Here is an 18327-nt window from a genome sequence, read left to right as displayed (position 1 = left end):
ATCCGGGTCCGAACTCATCTTGTCGGGGTGACAGGAATTGAACCTGCGACCCTCCGCTCCCAAAGCGGATGCGCTACCAAGCTGCGCCACACCCCGTCATTCGCCTTCCGAACGCGTACACGTCGAAAAAACCCGCGTTCGTGCCGTACCGACGCTGTTCAACCTACAGGCAACATTGAACAGCAGACGACTCCGGTCCCCGCGAGCGGGCCACCGCGTCCGTCTCCGCAGACTCTACATGCAGGCGGTTTGTAATCCGCGCGGAAGGTTATGTAGAGTTTCGACACGCAAGCGACGCACTTGGCGATCCCAACTCGTCGCTCGCATGCCGATGTAGCTCAATGGTAGAGCCCCTGTCTTCCAAACAGGCTACGCGAGTTCGATTCTCGTCATCGGCTCCATCGAAAGGCCCGTTCCTGCACTTGCAGGAACGGGCCTTTTTCGTTTCGCGCCAGACCCACCCCGCCGGCTGGACACGTACCCTCGATAGTGCCCGGTTTGTCCGCCTGACGGCGGATACCTGACGTACATATTCGAAGCCCCGGGAGGGATAGGCAGTGGAAGCTTTCCTACTTGTCATCGTCGTGATCGCCGCTGTGGTGTTCTTGGTGATGCGGAGTCAGAAGAACGCTGCGGCGCGGTCGGCGAGCACTGTCGACGACGCAAAAGCGGACGCTCGCCAAGCCATCGAGCGGCTCGGCGGCCAGATCTACAACCTGCTCGGCACCGACACCGCATCTCGGCAGGCGCTGGCAGACGCGTCGGAGCGCAATATCGCCGCCGGCTCACAAATCGACCAGGCCACCACGGTGGAGCAGGCACGTCTTGCGAAGCAGACAGCGCTCGAAGGCCTCTACTACATCCGTGCTGCCCGCATCGCGATGGGCATGGACCCCGGTCCACCCATCGCCGGACTCGACGGGCAGAAGTCCGCGGGCGAGGTCACCGAGCACCGTTCGGTCGACTTCGAAGGCCGCCAGGTCGAGGCGTCGCCCACTCCGTCGGACCGCACCCCCAACTACTACCCGGGTGGCAAGGTGGCCGGGCGGCCCGTTCCCGCCGGTTGGTATTCCGAGCCGTGGTGGCGGCCCGCACTCGTCGCAGGCGCCTGGGGCATCGGATCTATGTTCCTGTTCTCGGCGATGTTCTCCGGAATGGCAGGCGTGCCCTATGGCGAGCAGGGCTTCGAGAGCGGTGCAGGTGACGGCTCCGAGGGCAGCGGCGACGGTGGCGATGTAGGCGGCGGTGACGCCGGTGGCGACATGGGCGGCGGCGACACCGGTGGCGACATGGGCGGCGGATTCGACGGCGGATTCGACGGCGGATTCGACGGCGGATTCGGCATCTGAACTGGCGCGGTACTCAGGCTGGCTGGCAGACCGGGCACCAGAAGAGGTTGCGCGCCTGCATCACCGAGTGTTGGATCTCGGTTCCGCAGATTCGGCAGGGTCGCCCGGCCCTGCGATAGACGTAGGTGCGGGGCCGATTACGCCCGTAGCTCTCTTCCCCGTGATCGTCCTCGGGTCTGATGGTGATGATCTTGCCTCGGCGCACACCGATCTTCATCAGTTCCACCAGGTCCAGCCACAGCGCATCCCACTCGGCGTGATCGAGGTCCTTGCCCGGCCGCATGGGACTGATCTCGTGCCGAAAGAGAATCTCCGCCCGGTAGACGTTTCCGACCCCGGCCAGCACCTTCTGGTCCATCAGTAGGGTCCCGATAGCAGTGCGGGACTTCGTGATTCGTCCCCACGCGCGTTCGGGGTCGGCATCTGTCCGGATCGGATCCGGACCCAGCCGGGCTTTCAGCGCATCGACCTGCTGCTCGGTGTAGATCTCGCATGCTGTCGGCCCGCGAAGGTCGGTGCCGTAGTCGCTACCGACCATCCGCAGCCGCACCGCCCCGACCGGATCGGCCATCGGCACCTGCTGCTCGGTGAACTTGCCATAGAGCCCGAGGTGGATGTGCACGATCAGATCGCTCTCGTAGCGGTGCAGCAGATGCTTCCCCCACGCCTCTGCCGTCTCCAGTACGAGGCCGTCTATCAGCGCGGCACCCGAGGTGAAACGCCCCTGCGGGCTGCTCACTTCGACAGCGGATCCGCCGTACCGGCGCTGATGCAACCGCGCGAGCCGGTGCAGAGTGTGGCCCTCGGGCACCGTCAGGCAGGGTTGTCTGCAGCCGGCGCACCGGGCACCGCCGGCGCGTCGCCGGTGCGCTCGTACTCGGACAGGATGTCGATGCGCCGCTGATGGCGCTCCTCGCCCGAGAAGGGTGTGCCGAGGAAAGCGTCGACGATTGCCAGCGCCTCCGGCAGGGTGTGCATGCGGCCGCCGATGCCGATGAGCTGGGCGTCGTTGTGCTCCCGGGCCAGCGTGGCGGTCTCGACGCTCCACGCCAACGCGCACCGGGCACCGGGCACCTTGTTCGCGGCGATCTGCTCGCCGTTGCCGGAGCCACCGAGGACGAGCCCGCGGCTACCCGGATCGGCTACGACGCGGCGAGCGGCGTCGATGCAGAATGCGGGGTAATCGTCGACCGGGTCGTAGTCGAACGCGCCGCAGTCGACCGGTTCGTGCCCGGTTGCCGTGAGGTGGTCGATGATCTGATTCTTGAATTCGAGACCGGCATGGTCTGCACCCAGGTATACGCGCATGCATAGAGTCTGACAGGTGAACTTCCACTCGCAGAACGTGGTCGCCGGAATCGACGGCGCGAGAGGCGAATGGGTCATCGCGCTCTTCGACGGAACATCGATGGCGTGGGAGGTGGCCACAGATGTCGAGTCGATTCTCGACAGGACCGGACACTGCGCTTCGGTCGGTGTCGATATGCCACTGTCGATGCCGTCGCACGGCTACCGGGTCAGCGAGCTCGAAGCCAAGCGCTTCCTCGGACCGGCTCGATCCTCGATCTTTCACACCCCCACTGCTGCCGTACTGCACGCGCAGTCCTACGAGGACGCCTGCGCCATCTCCCGTGCGTCGACGGGCAAGGCGATCAGCAAGCAGACGTGGTTTCTCTTGCCCGGAATTCGGGCCTGGCGCGAGGCCCGCTTCGACCGTGAACGCATCGTCGAGGTTCATCCGGAATGTTCGTTTCGCGTCATGCAGCCCGGAACCGCGTTCGCATCGAAGAAGTCCGGACGCGGGGCGGGCCAGCGGATGAAGGGCCTAGCCTCCTGGATCGATCCGGGCAACCTCGCCGACGGCCTCGCCGAACTCCCCGCAGGGCCCGCGCTCGACGACGCCTTGGACGCCGCCGCCGCGGCTTGGTCGGCATGGCGCTTCGGCCGCAGCGAGCACCGCGTCTTCGGGACGGCGGACGCCACCGACCGCATCGTGGCCTGAGGCATGTGCGCGGAAATACATAGCAGGCTATGTATTTCCGCGCACATGCGCGAAGCGCCTAATCGAAGGCGGGATCCTCGTTCCGGGTGCGCTTGAGCTCGAAGAAGTGCGGGAATTCCGCGAAGATGACCGATGCGTCCCACAGCTTCCCGGCTTCCTCGCCGCGTGGAATGCGCGAGAGAACGGGTCCGAAGAACGCGACACCGTTGACGTGGATGGTCGGGGTACCCACATCGGGGCCCAACTTGTCCATGCCCGCGTGGTGACTCGTACGGAGCGCGTCGTCGTAGTCGGAGCTGTCGGCGGCATCCGCGAGGGTCGCGGGCAATCCGAGCTCGGCCAGGGACTGTTCGATGACGACTGCGAAGTCCTTGTTGCCCTCGTTGTGGATGCGCGTTCCCATGGCCGTGTAGAGAGCGGGCAGGACCTTCTCGCCCTCGGACTCTGCGGCAGCAATGGCGACGCGGACGGGTCCCCACGCCTTTTCCATCATCTCCGCGTACTCCTGCGGAAGATCGCGGCCCTGGTTGAGAACGGCCAGAGACATCACGTGGAAGTTGACGTCGATATCGCGAACCTTCTCGACCTCGAGGATCCAGCGGGATGTTATCCAGCACCAAGGACACAGCGGGTCGAACCAGAAATCCGCGGTGTCCTTCTGTCCTTTTTCGGTCACGTGAAAACTCCTTCGTTCGGCGAGGATGGTTCCGAAAGTGCCAACCGTGGTAACCCCCCACACATTCCACCGTATCCCTTGACCACCATGCTTTCCGGCGGACGTGGTGGGATGTGTGGAATACAACGTTTCCTACTTCGAGAAGGTGCATACGCAAAGTGGTTGCTCCCAACCTGACCCGCGACCAGGCTGCCGAACGGTCGAACGTGCTCGGCCGATCCGGCTACGCAATCGAACTCGACCTCACCGATGGGGCCGGCAATCCCGGTGAGAAGACCTTCATGTCCACCACGACCATCACGTTCACGGCGACGCCAGGCGCCTCGACGTTCGTCGACATCGTCGCCGCGGGTATCAGGTCCGCCACGCTGAACGGCGTCGACCTCGATGTGGCGGAGTACGACGAGCAGACGGGCATCACGCTGCCCGATCTTGCCGAGAACAACGAACTGACTGTCGTGGCCGACTGCGTCTATTCGCACACCGGTGAAGGCTTGCATCGTTTCGTGGACCCCTCGGATGGCTCGGTATACCTGTACTCCCAATTCGAAACTGCGGACGCCAAGCGGATGTTCGCCTGCTTCGACCAGCCCGACCTCAAGGCGACGTTCGAGTTGAAGGTGCGCGCGCCTTCGAGCTGGAAAGTGATCTCCAACGCCGCGCACGCCGTCGATCCCGCTGAGGTTGAGCACGTGTTCGAGACGACACCGCTGATGAGCACCTACCTGGTCGCGTTGATCGCCGGCCCGTACGCCGAGTGGACCGACTCGTACTCCGACGACCACGGGACGATACCGCTGGGCCTCTACTGCCGAGCCTCGCTCGCCGACTATATGGATGCCGAGCGACTCTTCACCGAAACCAAGCAGGGCTTCGGCTTCTACCACGCCAACTTCGGCACCCCGTATGCATTCGGCAAGTACGACCAGCTCTTCGTGCCCGAGTTCAATGCCGGTGCCATGGAAAATGCCGGTGCCGTGACCTACCTGGAGGACTACGTCTTCCGCTCCAAGGTGACACGCGCGTCGTACGAGCGTCGCGCCGAAACAGTTCTCCACGAGATGGCTCACATGTGGTTCGGCGATCTCGTCACGATGACGTGGTGGGACGATCTGTGGCTCAACGAATCGTTCGCAACGTTCGCCTCGGTGCTGTGCCAGGCCGAGGCAACCGAATACAGCAACGCTTGGACGACGTTCGCCAACGTCGAGAAGGCATGGGCGTACCGCCAGGATCAGCTGCCCTCCACGCATCCGATCGCCGCCGACATTCCCGATCTCGCGGCCGTGGAGGTCAACTTCGACGGCATCACCTATGCAAAGGGCGCGAGCGTTCTCAAGCAGTTGGTGGCGTACGTCGGCAAGGAGGAGTTCCTCTCCGGTCTGCGTAGCTACTTCGTCGACCATGCCTACGGCAACGCGACCTTCTCGGACCTGCTCGCGGCGCTCGAAAAGTCCTCGGGAAGAGACTTGTCCGACTGGGGCAGCCAGTGGCTGCGAACCACGGGCCTGAACACCCTTCGCCCCGACTTCGAGGTCGACGAGAACGGAAAATTCACTCGCTTCGCCGTGGAACAGGGCGGTGCGGAACCCGGCGCCGGTGAACATCGGGTGCACCGCATCGCCGTCGGCATCTACGACGACGCCGACGGCAAACTGGTTCGCACCGAGCGGGTCGAAATCGATCTCGAGGCCTCTGCAAGTACGGAGGTGCCAGCGCTGGTAGGTGTTTCGCGCGGGAAGCTCGTGTTGGTCAACGACGACGACCTCACCTACTGCTCGGTGCGTCTCGACCCGGAGTCTTTGTCGACGCTTCTCGCTCGCATCGGTGACATCGCAGAGCCACTCCCCCGCACGTTGGCGTGGTCGGCTGCCTGGGAAATGACTCGGCAGGCAGAGATGAAGGCTCGCGACTTCGCCGGTTTGGTGCTCAGCGGAATCGGTACCGAGACCGAGGTCGGGGTCATGCAGCGGCTTCTGCTGCAGGCTCAGACCGCCATCACCGCATACGCGGAGCCGAGTTGGGCCAAGGAGCACGGCGAGCCGGAGTTCGCCGATGCGGTCCTCGCTTTCGCCCGTTCGGCGGAGGCTGGTTCGGATCATCAGTTGGCCTTCATCAACACTCTGACCGGTACGGCTCTCGCGGATCGCCACGTCGAGGTGTTGCAGGCACTGCTCGACGGTGATGTCGCCGGCCAGAACCTCGACGGACTCGAGGTCGACACCGATCTGCGGTGGCGTCTGGTCTCAGCGCTCGCGGCGGCCGGAGCAATCGACGCCGACGGCGTGGATTCACCGGTCATCGACGCCGAGGCGAAGCGGGACAACACCGCCGCGGGCGCACGCTCCGCCGCAGCGGCACGCGCGATCCGCCCCGACAGCGAGGTCAAAGAACAAGCGTGGACAACGGTCGTCGAGGACGATTCGGTGCCCAACACCACCGCCCGAGCGATCATCGGCGGCTTCGCCGGTCCGGGGCAGTCCGAGCTGCTCTCGTCGTACGTGGATCGCTACTTCGGCGCCATCGAGAACGTCTGGGCACGTCGCTCCAGCGAGGTGGCGCAGACGGTCGTCATCGGCCTCTACCCATCCTGGTCGATCAGCGACGAGTCGGTTGCCACGGCGGATCGATTCCTCGACAAGGACTTGACGCCGGCTCTTCGTCGTCTTGTCATCGAGGGGCGCGCCGGGGTTGTGCGCTCGTTGGCGGCTCGGAAATTCGACGCAAGCTGACGCCCGAGCGGTAGAGACCAACGCACTGCGCCGTTCGACCGAGTCGGTCGAACGGCGCAGTGCGTTGAGCTGAAGTTGTCTGCGTCAGGGACTGACGATAGCTGCGGCCATGACGCGGACCGAGCTGACGAGCCCGTCGATCAGTTCTCCGTCGCGGAAGGGGCCGACTGCAGCGGTGATACCGAGTTGGGCGACGCGATCGTTGGCTCGGTCGCTGACGCGGCTGCCGCTCCGGATCTCGATGGCCTTGCTGTTGGGATCCACAGCGATCAGGATCGAACGGATCGCATCGGGGGTATGCGGAAAGACCTCGTCCGCTCCGGATGCGGCGTCGGCACCGAGGTCGCCGACGTAGATGTTGAAACGGATCTGAGTTGCACGCGTGGCTTCGATGAGTGCATCGTCCAACGCCACCAGGTCCGGTGTCTCGAAGGGCAGCAGTTCCGGATTCAACGTGCCGAACGGGAAGACCGCCGAAATTCGTCCGCTACCGGTCAGCGCCGCACCGTAGGGCAGGACGTCCGCGTCGATGTTGCTCTTGACCAGATCACCACTTGCCACTTGCCGAGCCTCCGATCAAGTCAGTCGTCGATGCGTGAGAGTCTCCGTGTCCACCGTGTGGTGTCACTTCGTCGGTCGCGCTCCACAGAATCGGGTCGCGCGTCCACTTGTCCGACAGCTTGTACGGCGTGATGTTCATGCCGGGCTGCTTGGCGGAGAGGTAGGACAGAGCGCCGATGATTCCGATGATCGCGAGCGGAATCACGCCGAATATCAGCAATGTCTCGAGGATGCTCACAGAATGTGAGGTTAGTCGACTTTGCGCTCGAGAGCGACGCCGGGTCAGGCAGCACCTTCACCGAGATACGCAAGCCAGGAAGGATCGAGTTCCTTGTTGCTCGCGAGCAACCTCCAGTGCGGCCCCTTGGGAGGCACGAGCTGCGCCCTCAGCGTCCAACCGAGCTCGCTGAGCATCTTGTCTGCTTTGCGGTGGTTGCAGGGCGCGCAGCACGCGACGCAATTCTCCCAGGAATGTTCCCCACCGCGGCTTCGTGGGATCACATGATCGACGGTCTCGGCCTTGGCGCCGCAATAGGCGCAGCGGAATCGGTCACGGTGCATCAGGGCAGCGCGTGTCATCGGGACACGGGCGCGGTAAGGAACTCGAACGAACGTTCTGAGTCGGATGACGGACGGTACCTGGACCGAGAAGTCCGCCGAGCGGATGAACGGTCCCGAGGGGTCGTCGTGGATGACGTCCGCCTTCTCGCAGACGAGAAGAACAACTGCGCGACGCATCGGAAGAGCGGTCAGCGGCTCGAAGGTGGCGTTGAGAAGCAGGACGCGGCGTTTTACCCAAGCCGGGACACTGTCCTCGCCAGGAGAGACAACATGTAGCGGAGAGCCCCCCGATATCCGTTGCCGCTGGTCTGCGGTGTCGTGGACATCGTTGGGCAGGAGTTGTCGGTGACGGTGTTGCTTGTTCTTCATGGGTGTTCTCCTGAAGAGTCGGCGCCCGCGCATGGCTTGCGCGGAACACGTGTGACAGTGGAACACGAAACAGGCGGGTGTGCACACCCCTTTTCTCGATAAATACCGTGGCCGGACGGTTAACGCGCGGCCAACTCACGGCGGTCGAAGAAGGCGGGTGGCAAGTTTGCGCGTCGTCCGTAGACTTTGAAAGTGTTTCTATCCGCTCCGAACTCTGTCCTGAACACAACTGCACTCGCGATCGACTCGAGGTCGTTCGAACTGACGGAGACGAGTCGGGATTGGCTGGTCAACCGGCCCCTGCAGGTTCTCGGCTATCTCCTCCTCGCGATCGCGCTCCGCTGGGTACTGCACAGACTGATCGACCGTTTCACCAAGCGAAGCGCCAGCACGTCCGAACGGTCACCGATGTTGCTGCGCCCGCTTCGCGAGCGCGCGACAAGTTCTCTGCAGGGCTCGATACTGAGCGAACGTCGCAGACAGCGCGCGACCACGATCGGCTCCGTACTCAAGTCCGGCGTCTCCGTCGTCGTTCTCACGTGGTTCGTACTCTCCGCCTTCGACGTCGTCGGCGTGAACGTGACGCCCTTCATCGCGTCTGCCGGAATCGTCGGCGTTGCGCTCGGCTTCGGCGCCCAGAACCTGGTGCGCGACTTCCTCTCGGGCATCTTCATGCTGCTCGAGGACCAATACGGCGTCGGCGACATCGTCGATCTCGGTGAAGCTGTCGGCACCGTCGAAAGCGTCGGCCTGAGGGTAACGACGATCCGCGATATCAACGGGACGGTGTGGTACTGCCGGAACGGTGAAGTGCTTCGTGTCGGCAACATGAGTCAGGGATTCGCGGTCGCGGTACTCGACCTACCCGTCGCTCACACGGCGAACGTGGCCGAGGCGTGCGCAGTCGCCGAGAAAGCCGCACACGATGTGGTGACCTCCGGCGTGTTCGAGGAAGACCTGCTCGGCGATCCGGAGATGCTCGGCGTCAACGCGGTCAGTGCGGACACGGTCACCATCCGCATCACGGTCAAGGTACGACCGGGTCGCCAGTGGGCGGTTCAGCGCCGGTTGCACCGCGAGATTCTGCAAGCGTTCGTCGACGCGGGTGTGCAGGCCCCGTACCCGCAGGGACGCATGGGTGGCCCTATCCCCGACCTGACGAAGTGACAGACTCGTACCCGACGGCAACAACACGATCAGACACAGTTGCCAGACAGACAGCGTTATGAGACAGACAGCGTTATGAGACAGACAGCGACACCGAGCGGAAAGAACCGACGATGACCGAACCGCAGCAGACCTTCTACGACGCGGTCGGCGGCGCGGACACCTTTCGCAAACTGACCGCAACGTTCTACCAGCAGGTGGAGCACGACGAAATCCTCCGGCCGTTGTACCCGGAGGAGGACCTCGCTCCCGCAGAGCGGCGCATGCGGATGTTTCTCGAGCAGTACTGGGGTGGGCCGCGCACGTACTCGGACGAACGCGGTCATCCCCGCCTGCGGATGCGACACGCTCCGTTCACGATCGGCCCACTCGAACGTGACGCGTGGCTGCGCTGCATGCACATCGCGATAGCGTCGATCGACGAATCGGTGCTCGACGCAAGCCACCGGGCCCAGTTGGTGGATTACATGGAGATGGCTGCCAACTCGATGGTCAATTCAGCTCTGTGAACCGGACCGCATACCAGCGGTAGTGGACGCGGCAGCGTCGGTGCGTCCGAGTTGTTTGGCTCGCCTGAGCGCGCCGCGAACGTTGCCGGCGAACTGAAGCGCGAAGGACATCGATGCCGGCAGATGCCGCCGCAGGATCGCGTGTTTGCGCACGTAGTTCTCGACGTGCCACTCCGACCAGGTTCCGGCGCGGAAGAGCGCGGCGTCGCCGGCGACCAATGTGCGGGCTGGGTGATCCTCGGACGAGACCGTGACCGATCCGTCCATGATGTGCACGATCTCGTCGACGGCGAAGAACCAGCGAAAGCGCCCCGCAGTGCAGTCCCAGACGTTGGTCGTCGTGGTTCCGTCGACACTGCGTGACCATTCGGCCGATCGCGCCTCGGGTTGCCCGTCGAGAATCCAGTCCGAGTCGATGGGGTCGGCATGCAACAACACTTCACTCAGGCGTACGGCTTCGATCGATCGTTCGGACATCGGCATGTCGCACCTCTCGCGTCGGTTCGAACCGGAACGGTACCTCATCAAACGGACTAATCGACTGTTTCGGTCCGATAAACCGAAACATCGGTATGTGATGAGCCACTACATCGGCGTCCCTGTTTACGCTCCCGCTCCTACGTTTGGCAGACTTGCCAGTTGTGACCGATCCGATGGGCAAGGCAACCGCACCCTGGTGGAAGGACGCAATCTTCTACCAGATCTATCCCCGGTCGTTCGCGGACTCGAACGGCGACGGAGTCGGCGACCTCGGCGGAGTTCGGGACAAATTGGGCTACCTCGAGCTACTCGGCATCGACGCGATCTGGTTGAGCCCCGTCATGCGCTCCCCCATGGCCGATCACGGCTACGACGTCTCGGACCCGCGGGCCATCGACCCGCTGTTCGGGGACCTCGACATCATGGACGCATTGATCAGCGAGGCGCATGCACGCGACATCAAGGTCACCATGGACTTGGTGCCCAACCACACCAGCGACCAACACCCGTGGTTCGTGGCAGCATTGGAGTCTGCGCCCGGCAGTCCGGAGCGGGCGCGGTACATCTTTCGCGACGGCAAGGGTGAGGACGGCTCGCAGCCACCCAACAACTGGCCCAGCATCTTCGGCGGTCCCGCATGGACTCGAGTGCGCGAAGCGGACGGCTCCTACGGCCAGTGGTATCTCCATATCTTCACCACCGAGCAGCCGGACCTGAACTGGGACAACCCCGAAGTGTTCGAGGATCTGGCGAGGACCCTGCGCTTCTGGCTCGACCGCGGCGTGGACGGTTTTCGCATCGATGTCGCGCACGGCATGGCCAAGCCCGACGAGCTGATCGATATGAATCTCGACCTCAACGAGCTGATGAAGAACGACGACGACGACCCGCGGTTCAACAACGACGCCGTTCATGACATTCACCGCCAGATTCGCAAGGTCATGGACGAATTCCCTGATGCCGTCACCGTCGGCGAGATCTGGGTCCAGGACAACGCTCGGTTCAGCGAATACATCCGCCACGACGAACTGCACCTCGGGTTCAACTTCCGTCTGGCCGAGGCCGCGTTCGATGCGAACGAGATTCGACATGCGGTGTCGAACTCCCTCGATGCGGTCGCCCGCGTCGACGGCACACCGACGTGGACACTGTCCAACCACGACGTCGTGCGCGAGGTCACCCGATATGGCGGCGGCAGCAGAGGACATGCTCGTGCCCGCGCGATGCTCCTTCTGGAACTTGCCTTGCCCGGTGCGGTGTTCGTCTACAACGGGGCCGAGCTGGGACTACCCAATGCAGATCTGCCCGACGACGCACTGCAGGACCCCGTTTGGGAGCGTTCCGGCCACACCGAGCGCGGCCGCGACGGGTGCCGTGTGCCCCTGCCCTGGGAAAACTCGAAGCCGCCCTTCGGTTTCAGTTCCTCGCCGAACACGTGGCTGCCCATGCCCGTCGAATGGGCGTCACTGACGGTCGAGCAACAACTCGAGGATGTGGACTCGATGTTGAGCCTGTATCGGTCCGCTTTCGAGCTGCGCGCACTTCGTCCGGAGTTCACCGGGGTCGGAATCGACTGGTACGGGAGCCCTCCCGGCTGCCTCGCCTTTCGCAGGAGCGGTGGGCTGATCTGCGCGCTCAACGCGACGGACGTACCCATTCCGCTTCCCCCCGGCGAGGTACTGATGTCCAGCGCGCCGCTGGTCGACGGCCACCTTCCGCCCGATACCGCTGCCTGGCTCGTTTGAGCCTGTCTTGTCAGCGCTCCACGGTCAGCGACAACGGGTTGGAGCGTCGGCTGAATACCGAGCCGTAGCGCGCGTCGAGACGGAGCCACACCGCAGTGGCGCGTACGCGAACCTTCTCGCTTTCGTCGATACGAGCGAGATCGGCCTCCGACGAAAGAGCGTCGTGTCCGGTGAATGGAACGAATCCCATTGCAGTGAGCGCGAATACCGTCCGCATGGTGATGGGAACGGTTTCGTTGGCCCCCTCGACGTGCAGGACTTTCTGGTCCAGCAGCGAGACCGGCGGACCGTGACTACTGCCGTGCTCCTTCGCCAGGCGGGCACCACGTTGGGCGAGGTCTATCAGTACCCGCGCGGGCACGTCGTCGACGTGCTCGAAACCATGGTCCGGTGGTAGCGCGCCACGCCAGGCGGAATCCATCGAGAAACCGGGGTCCACCACGCCTTCGGAGACGGTTGCCAGTGCCGCGAGGAGTTGATCCGCCCCGGCCGAGGTGTCGTCGGGCACGACAGTCCCCGAGATCACGCGCACTGCAAGCGAATCGAATCCTGTCGGGGCCCATACCGAGAGGCGGCCGTCCGATCTGGCACGGAGTCGGACCACCGCCGCCTCGTCGAGCCGAACGACCTTCGTCAGGAAGGCAGTGAGGTTCTCGCGCTCGACTGCGTCCGGGACAGTAAGCGTTCGCTCAAACACGTTGCCAACTCTGGAGGTACGCGCGTTCCTCGTTGGTCAGCCGGCGCAGCCGCTGAGCGTCGATGTCGAATGCCGCGATCTGAGTCGAGGCGACGATCGCCGCAGGAGTATCGAGAGACTTGCCCTGCGCGCGCACCTCGTAGCCGCAGACGAAGTCGACTGCGCGCACCTTGTCGACCCACATAAACACGTCCAGCGGACCGTCCTCGTGCCGCAGCTGTCCCCGATACTTGACGTGCAGATCCGCAATCACCGCTCCGTTGCGGAGATCGGCGGTCGGCCTACCATCGACCAGCAGCCACGGAATGCGTGCTTCCTCGAGAAGCGTCACCATCCTGGCGTGGTTGATGTGCTGGTACACGTCCATATCCGACCAGCGGACATCGACGCTGGTGTGAAATCCTATGCGCTCGTTCGGCGCACGCTTGTCCGACAGATGGCCCTCGGGCACACTCACAACGTTGCTTCCTTCTCTCGTGGTCCGCAGTCAGGGAACCATACTGCGGACTTGGCGGGCCGCAACCGACAGCGTGGCCAGCTCCAGCGGCCCGGATTCAGCGATCTCGCCGAGAGCCGCGCGTGCGCGAGCGAGTCTCGACGAGTTGGTCGATTCCCACTCCGCTATCTTCTCCGCGGCACTCTCGTGCGGTTCACCACCGAGCAGTACTTCCTTGGTGATGGCGCGGAGCGAGGAATAGAGGTCATCGCGCAGTGCCAACCGCGCCAACGAATGCCAGCGGTCCCCCCGTGCCAGGCCTGATACCGACGTCAACAACCAGTCGATGCCGATGTGCGCGTCGAGCGCGAAGTACAGCTCGGCCACTTCGGCGGGGTCGTGATCGGTGATGTCCGCGACGTCGATGATGTCGAGAAGGCAGAAGATATCCAGCAACTGGTACACCTTGGCGGCGAGGGCATGCGGCGCACCCCGCTCGACCGCAGAAAAGACCCTGTCGTCGAGATCTCGGGCCTGATGGCCGTCGATCCATCCACTCACCCGACCCCTGAGCAAGGCGACCTTTCTTGCGTAACGGCTGATCTCGGCTCCGACGGCGAGTGGCTGCGGCCGGTTGGCCAACAGCCACCGCGCAACGCGGTCGAGTACACGCCGCGATTCGAGCAACAGTGCATCCGAGGACTCCGCGGTGAGATCGGCCGACCTGATCTCGTCCCACAACGCGTCGAGATCGAAAATCGCTGTCGCCGCGGCAAAAGCGCGCACCGCGTCGGTGCCCGTGGCCCCGGCATCCTCGGCAAGTCGGTAGACGAACGTGATGCCGCCGCAATCGACCGTCTCGTTCGCCAAGGCGGTAGCGACGAGTTGCCGACGGAGCGGATGCGAGGTGATGGCGTGCGCGTACGGCTCCCGCAGAGGTGCAGGGAAGTACTTGGGCAGCCGCGGCGCGAACACGTCACTGTCGGGCAGTTCGCTGGCCAGCAGGTCGCTCTTCAACCCCAGCTTGACGTGGGCCATCACCGTCGCCAGCTCCGGTGAGGTCAGTCCGCGATTGTTGTGCTTGCGCTTACGAAGGTCCGAGTCGCTCGGAAGTGCTTCGAGTTCACGATCCACCCCCCGCCGAACTTCGAGATCCTTGATGACGCGTCGATGCACGGTGACCAGGGCAGGCGCGTCGCGCCGCGAGGTTCCGAGCACTTCGTTCTGCATGATGTTGTCCCACAACACGAGTCGTCCAACCTCGTCCGTCATCGACGCCAGCAGTTCGTCACGATCATCACGGTCGAGCGTGCCGTCGGCGATGGCCGATTCGAGGAGAATCTTGATGTTGACCTCGTGGTCGGAACAGTCGACACCGGCCGAGTTGTCGACGGCGTCGGTATTGATGCGACCGCCCGACTTGTCGTATTCGATTCGCCCCAGCGCTGTGGCTCCGAGGTTGCCGCCCTCACCGACGACAGTTGCGCGAACTTCGTTGCCGTCGACTCGAATTGCGTCGTTCGACTTGTCACCGACCTCGGCGTTCGTTTCGGTCGAGGCCTTGATGTAGGTGCCGATCCCGCCGTTCCACAGCAGATCGACCGGCGCCTGAAGGATCGCGCGCATCAGTTCCGGTGGCGACATCGAGGTGACCCTGTCGTCGAGGCCGAGCGTCACCCTGGCTTCGGGGCTGATCGGAATGGACTTCACCGTCCGCTCCCACACCCCTCCACCAGTGGAGATAGCCGAGGAAGCGTAGTCCGCCCAGGAGGACCGCGGGAGCGAGAACAGCCGCTCACGTTCTGCGTAACTCGTGGCCCGATCCGGATGGGGATCGAGGAAGATGTGGCGGTGGTCGAAGGCGGCGACGAGACCGATGTGCCTGCTCAGCAGCATCCCGTTTCCGAAGACGTCGCCGCTCATATCGCCGACACCGACAACCGTGAAGTCTTGAGTCTGAGTGTCGGTTCCGATCTCACGGAAGTGCCGCTTGACGCTCTCCCATGCACCCCTGGCCGTGATACCCATGGCCTTGTGGTCGTAGCCTGCCGACCCACCGGAGGCGAAGGCGTCGCCCAGCCAGAAGTCGTATTCCGCCGCAACAGCATTGGCCATATCGGAAAAGGTCGCCGTGCCCTTGTCCGCGGCGACCACGAGGTAGGTGTCGTCGCCGTCGCGTCGCACCACACGCTTCGGAGGAATCACCGTCCCCGTTGCACGTTCGAAGTTGTCGGTGACATCGAGCAGACCGGCGATGAACAACCGGTAGCACGCCTGGCCTTCCGCTGCTGTAGCCGAACGATCGGTAGCCGCATCACCGGTCACCGCAGGCGGCCGCTTGACGACGAATCCGCCTTTGGCTCCCACCGGAACGATGACTGCGTTCTTGACCATCTGGGCCTTCGCGAGGCCGAGGACCTCGGTCCTGAAGTCCTCGCGCCGATCGGACCATCGCAACCCACCGCGGGCGACCTCACCGAAACGAAGATGTACACCCTCGACCCGGGGCGAGAACACGAAGATCTCGAAGGTGGGTTTGGGCTTGGGCAATTCGGCGATCCGCTGCGAATCCAGTTTGAGGGAAAGGAATTCGCGAGGCGCGCCCTCGGAGTCGAGGACATAGAAGTTGGTTCGAAGCGTCGCGCGAATCAGCTCGAAGATCGCCCTGAGGATGCGATCTGCATCGAGACTGATCACGTCGTCGATGAGAGAACCGAGTTCGGTGCGCAGTTCCTTCGAACGCTCCTTGGACTCGCGATCGGGATCGAACTGAGCCTCGAAGAGCCCGACGAGCAACCGGGCGGTATGAGGATGCGCGAGTAGCACGCCCTCTATGTTGAACTGACTGTACGGAAAGTTCGCCTGGCGCAGATACTTCGCGTAGGCGCGGAGCACCTGCGCCTGCCGCCAATCCAGTCCGGCACGCATCACCAGCTCGTTGAAACGGTCGGCATCCGCGCGGCCATGCCACACCGCGGTGAAGGCATCGGTGAATCGCAGCTGCACGCGCGATTCCCGGTCGGGAGCGCCGGCACCCTGCAGCTCCGCGTGCAGATCGTCGTCGATTGCGGTGATCAGCATCTCGCGAGATGCGGACACACCGAAATCGTAGATCCAGCATTGCATTCCGTCCGGTCGAACCACCGGGTACGGGCGCTCGTCGTCCACCTCGACGCCGAGGCTCTGCAGCACCGGGAGGACTTGGCTCAGCGACACACCACGTCCACCGATGTAGAGACTGAATCTCCAGCTACCCACGTCGGAGTCGTCGTTGCGGTAGAGCTGCATGTCGATCGCACCGTCGGTCAACGACTCGAACCGTGCGATGTCGAACACGGCACGTTCGGGGGTGAAATCCTGCTTGTAGGCCTCGGGCAAGGCCTCGGCGTAGCGAGAGGCAACCACCCGATCGGTGTCCTCGCTCAGCGAGACCGCCTCGCTCAGTCCGTCTTCCCACGTTCTGATCGTCTCGCTCAGAAGCCCCTCGATACGGGCGATGTTCGCCGAGGACAGATCGACGGGCACGTCTTCGTCGGCGCTGCGCCGCACCGTCACATGCAACAGGGCCAGATCGGATTCGGTGACGCGCGCGGTGTAGTCGAGCCCCGTGCCGCGCAATTCTTCGAGCAAAGCGTTCTGTACCGCCAGTCGTACCCGTGTGGTGTAGCGATCACGTGGCAGATACACCAGAGCGGAAACGAAGGCGCCGCCCGAATCCGCTCGCAGGAACACCTTGACCTTGCGTCTGCGTCCCATGGCCATCACCGCAGTTGCCCGCTCGTACAGTGCATCGACACGAGTTGCGAACAGCTCCGACCGAGGCATCGACTGCAGCACCTCGAGCATTGCCTGCCCCGAGAACGAAGCCAAATCGAACCCGGCCCGTTCGATGACCGTGCGCACACGATTCTCGATCACCGGGATGTCCAAGACGTTCTCGTGCAGCGCCGTCACAGTGAAGACGCCGACGAACCGATGCTCACCCCACTCCGGTGCCTCGGAGTCGAACAGCGTAACGAAGTACGGGTACACCGCGCGGTGGACTCTCGCCGGGCTCGAGCCCTGGGTCAGGTCGACGATCGCGGACCGGTCGCTCAGCGCCCACGAGTCGGCGACGAGTCGGTCGTCGTCTCGAAGCATTCCGAGGCCGCTCGTCTCATCCGGCTCCGAACGCAGATCACCTTCGGCATCCCGGGTGACGTTGCATCGGCGGTAGCCGAGCAGCGTGTAGTGGCCGTCGGCGAGCCACCTCAGCAGCCTCGCCGCATCGGTCAATTCGGCAGCAGAGCTTTCGCCACGCTGTTGCGCCGTACTGTCCATTGCGGCCGCCACGTCACTCTGGACCGCGCGCATGGCATCGGTGTCGGTGACGACTGTGCGAACGTCGCTGAGCACCTCGACGATTGCATCGCCGAGGCGGTCGATGATCTCCTCCGAGACCGAGGATTCGAGCTGAACGTGCATCCACGACTCTCGAACAGCCCGCGACTCACCGAGAGAGCTGGAGGCACCGTTGCTCGGCGCGACCGCAACGAGGACCCCTTCAGCGGTGCGAGCCACCGACAGAATCGGATGAACTACATCGGTGATCTCGACGCCGAGTCGGGAGAGCTGCGAGACCACCGACTCGACCAGTAGAGGCATGTCATCGGTGACGATCTGCAGCGCAACGCCGGTTGCCGCGCCGCTCGCCGCGTCGTCGGGAACGTGGACGCGGACCTTCGCCTCGCCCTCGCCTCTGTGCGCCGCGAGCTGAAGATGCAGTCGAAACATGCCCAGCTCGGGCTCGGGGATGGAGCTGTCGAGATCATCGAGGTCGACATGTGCGAAGTAGGCGGCCTTGACCTCGGGGAGCGAGGCCACCAGCTCCTCCGAAAGTCCCCTCGTCCAATCCCCATCCGTCGCACCGCTGTCCACCGTGCGCGTATCCGCCGTGTGCCTGTCCGACGAGTTCGGCATGTTCTCGAATCACTCCCTGTGAGGGTTGTCGCGGCGAAAGTCCGTGCGGCAACGTGTCCCGATTCGCCGCCACCCGGACGAGCC

16 protein-coding genes and 2 tRNA genes are annotated in these 18327 nt (G+C 63.8%); 7 read left to right on the top strand and 11 right to left on the bottom strand.

The annotated features are described in order from the left end of the window. Positions 1-22: 22 nt before the first annotated feature. Positions 23-96: transfer RNA gene (locus KVY23_RS05075), tRNA-Pro, on the bottom strand. Between the two features lie 231 nt (positions 97-327). On the opposite strand from KVY23_RS05075, the gene KVY23_RS05070 reads away from it, so the two are divergent. Both KVY23_RS05070 and KVY23_RS05065 read left to right on the top strand, forming a co-directional pair. Next, a tRNA-Gly gene (locus tag KVY23_RS05070) sits at positions 328-401 on the top strand. Between the two features lie 210 nt (positions 402-611). After that, the gene (locus tag KVY23_RS05065; protein ID WP_230555708.1) at positions 612-1349 is read left to right on the top strand and encodes a DUF1542 domain-containing protein; all 738 of its coding nucleotides are present in this window, start codon (positions 612-614) and stop codon (positions 1347-1349) included. 13 nt (positions 1350-1362) lie between these two features. On the opposite strand, the gene KVY23_RS05060 is transcribed toward KVY23_RS05065, so the two are convergent. Both KVY23_RS05060 and KVY23_RS05055 read right to left on the bottom strand, forming a co-directional pair. Then, a complete protein-coding gene (locus KVY23_RS05060) occupies positions 1363-2160 on the bottom strand; it encodes an Fpg/Nei family DNA glycosylase (protein WP_230555566.1) in 798 nt (265 codons plus the stop codon). A gap of 2 nt (positions 2161-2162) precedes the next feature. Next, positions 2163-2657: a ribose-5-phosphate isomerase gene (locus KVY23_RS05055; protein WP_075839409.1), complete on the bottom strand. Its 495-nt coding sequence runs from the start codon at positions 2655-2657 to the stop codon at positions 2163-2165. A gap of 16 nt (positions 2658-2673) precedes the next feature. Here KVY23_RS05055 and KVY23_RS05050 point away from each other — a divergent pair, with 16 nt between their 5' ends. Next, a complete protein-coding gene (locus KVY23_RS05050) occupies positions 2674-3351 on the top strand; it encodes a DUF429 domain-containing protein (protein WP_230555565.1) in 678 nt (225 codons plus the stop codon). A 58-nt stretch (positions 3352-3409) separates the two neighbouring features. On the opposite strand, the gene KVY23_RS05045 is transcribed toward KVY23_RS05050, so the two are convergent. Next, entirely contained in the window at positions 3410-4027 is a 618-nt protein-coding gene (locus KVY23_RS05045; RefSeq protein WP_230555564.1) for a DsbA family protein, read from the bottom strand. Between the two features lie 158 nt (positions 4028-4185). Between KVY23_RS05045 and pepN the strand changes: the two genes are divergently transcribed. Further along, entirely contained in the window at positions 4186-6759 is a 2574-nt protein-coding gene (gene pepN, locus KVY23_RS05040) for an aminopeptidase N (RefSeq protein ID WP_230555563.1), read from the top strand. An 84-nt stretch (positions 6760-6843) separates the two neighbouring features. Here pepN and KVY23_RS05035 read toward each other — a convergent pair whose 3' ends face one another. From KVY23_RS05035 to KVY23_RS05025, 3 genes are read right to left on the bottom strand one after another with little or no spacing between them, the layout of a single operon-like run. Next, entirely contained in the window at positions 6844-7320 is a 477-nt protein-coding gene (locus KVY23_RS05035; RefSeq protein ID WP_206508546.1) for a DUF5130 family protein, read from the bottom strand. Further along, a complete protein-coding gene (locus KVY23_RS05030) occupies positions 7307-7558 on the bottom strand; it encodes a hypothetical protein (protein ID WP_075839376.1) in 252 nt (83 codons plus the stop codon). Before KVY23_RS05030 ends, KVY23_RS05035 begins: the two co-directional genes overlap by 14 nt. Before the next feature lie 44 nt (positions 7559-7602). Continuing rightward, complete coding sequence (locus KVY23_RS05025) at positions 7603-8250, bottom strand: HNH endonuclease (RefSeq protein ID WP_187346754.1); 648 nt, start codon at positions 8248-8250, stop codon at positions 7603-7605. Positions 8251-8442: 192 nt separating this feature from the next. Between KVY23_RS05025 and KVY23_RS05020 the strand changes: the two genes are divergently transcribed. Together KVY23_RS05020 and KVY23_RS05015 are read left to right on the top strand one after the other, a co-directional pair. Next, a complete protein-coding gene (locus tag KVY23_RS05020; protein WP_139318135.1) occupies positions 8443-9417 on the top strand; it encodes a mechanosensitive ion channel family protein in 975 nt (324 codons plus the stop codon). 113 nt (positions 9418-9530) lie between these two features. After that, positions 9531-9926 (top strand): globin, encoded by a 396-nt coding sequence (locus KVY23_RS05015; RefSeq protein WP_206508656.1) that lies wholly within the window; start codon positions 9531-9533, stop codon positions 9924-9926. Here KVY23_RS05015 and KVY23_RS05010 read toward each other — a convergent pair. Further along, entirely contained in the window at positions 9915-10403 is a 489-nt protein-coding gene (locus tag KVY23_RS05010) for a cupin domain-containing protein (protein ID WP_075839411.1), read from the bottom strand. The genes KVY23_RS05015 and KVY23_RS05010 overlap by 12 nt on opposite strands. A gap of 176 nt (positions 10404-10579) precedes the next feature. Between KVY23_RS05010 and KVY23_RS05005 the strand changes: the two genes are divergently transcribed. Further along, the gene (locus KVY23_RS05005) at positions 10580-12151 is read left to right on the top strand and encodes a glycoside hydrolase family 13 protein (RefSeq protein WP_206508655.1); all 1572 of its coding nucleotides are present in this window, start codon (positions 10580-10582) and stop codon (positions 12149-12151) included. A 10-nt stretch (positions 12152-12161) separates the two neighbouring features. Here KVY23_RS05005 and KVY23_RS05000 read toward each other — a convergent pair whose 3' ends face one another. Genes KVY23_RS05000 through KVY23_RS04990 form a run of 3 tightly spaced genes read right to left on the bottom strand, consistent with a single transcriptional unit; the run spans position 12162 to position 18243 of the window. Next, positions 12162-12848: a hypothetical protein gene (locus KVY23_RS05000; protein WP_075839380.1), complete on the bottom strand. Its 687-nt coding sequence runs from the start codon at positions 12846-12848 to the stop codon at positions 12162-12164. Beyond that, positions 12841-13305 carry a thioesterase family protein gene (locus tag KVY23_RS04995; protein WP_269417562.1) on the bottom strand — a complete coding sequence of 155 codons (465 nt, stop codon included), beginning with the start codon at positions 13303-13305 and terminating at the stop codon, positions 12841-12843. Before KVY23_RS04995 ends, KVY23_RS05000 begins: the two co-directional genes overlap by 8 nt. Before the next feature lie 30 nt (positions 13306-13335). After that, positions 13336-18243: an NAD-glutamate dehydrogenase gene (locus KVY23_RS04990; RefSeq protein WP_230555562.1), complete on the bottom strand. Its 4908-nt coding sequence runs from the start codon at positions 18241-18243 to the stop codon at positions 13336-13338. Positions 18244-18327: the final 84 nt, after the last annotated feature.

Source organism: Rhodococcus sp. I2R (genome assembly GCF_020889545.1).
Taxonomy (GTDB): domain Bacteria; phylum Actinomycetota; class Actinomycetes; order Mycobacteriales; family Mycobacteriaceae; genus Rhodococcoides.
This window is presented reverse-complemented; position numbering and strand designations above follow the sequence as displayed.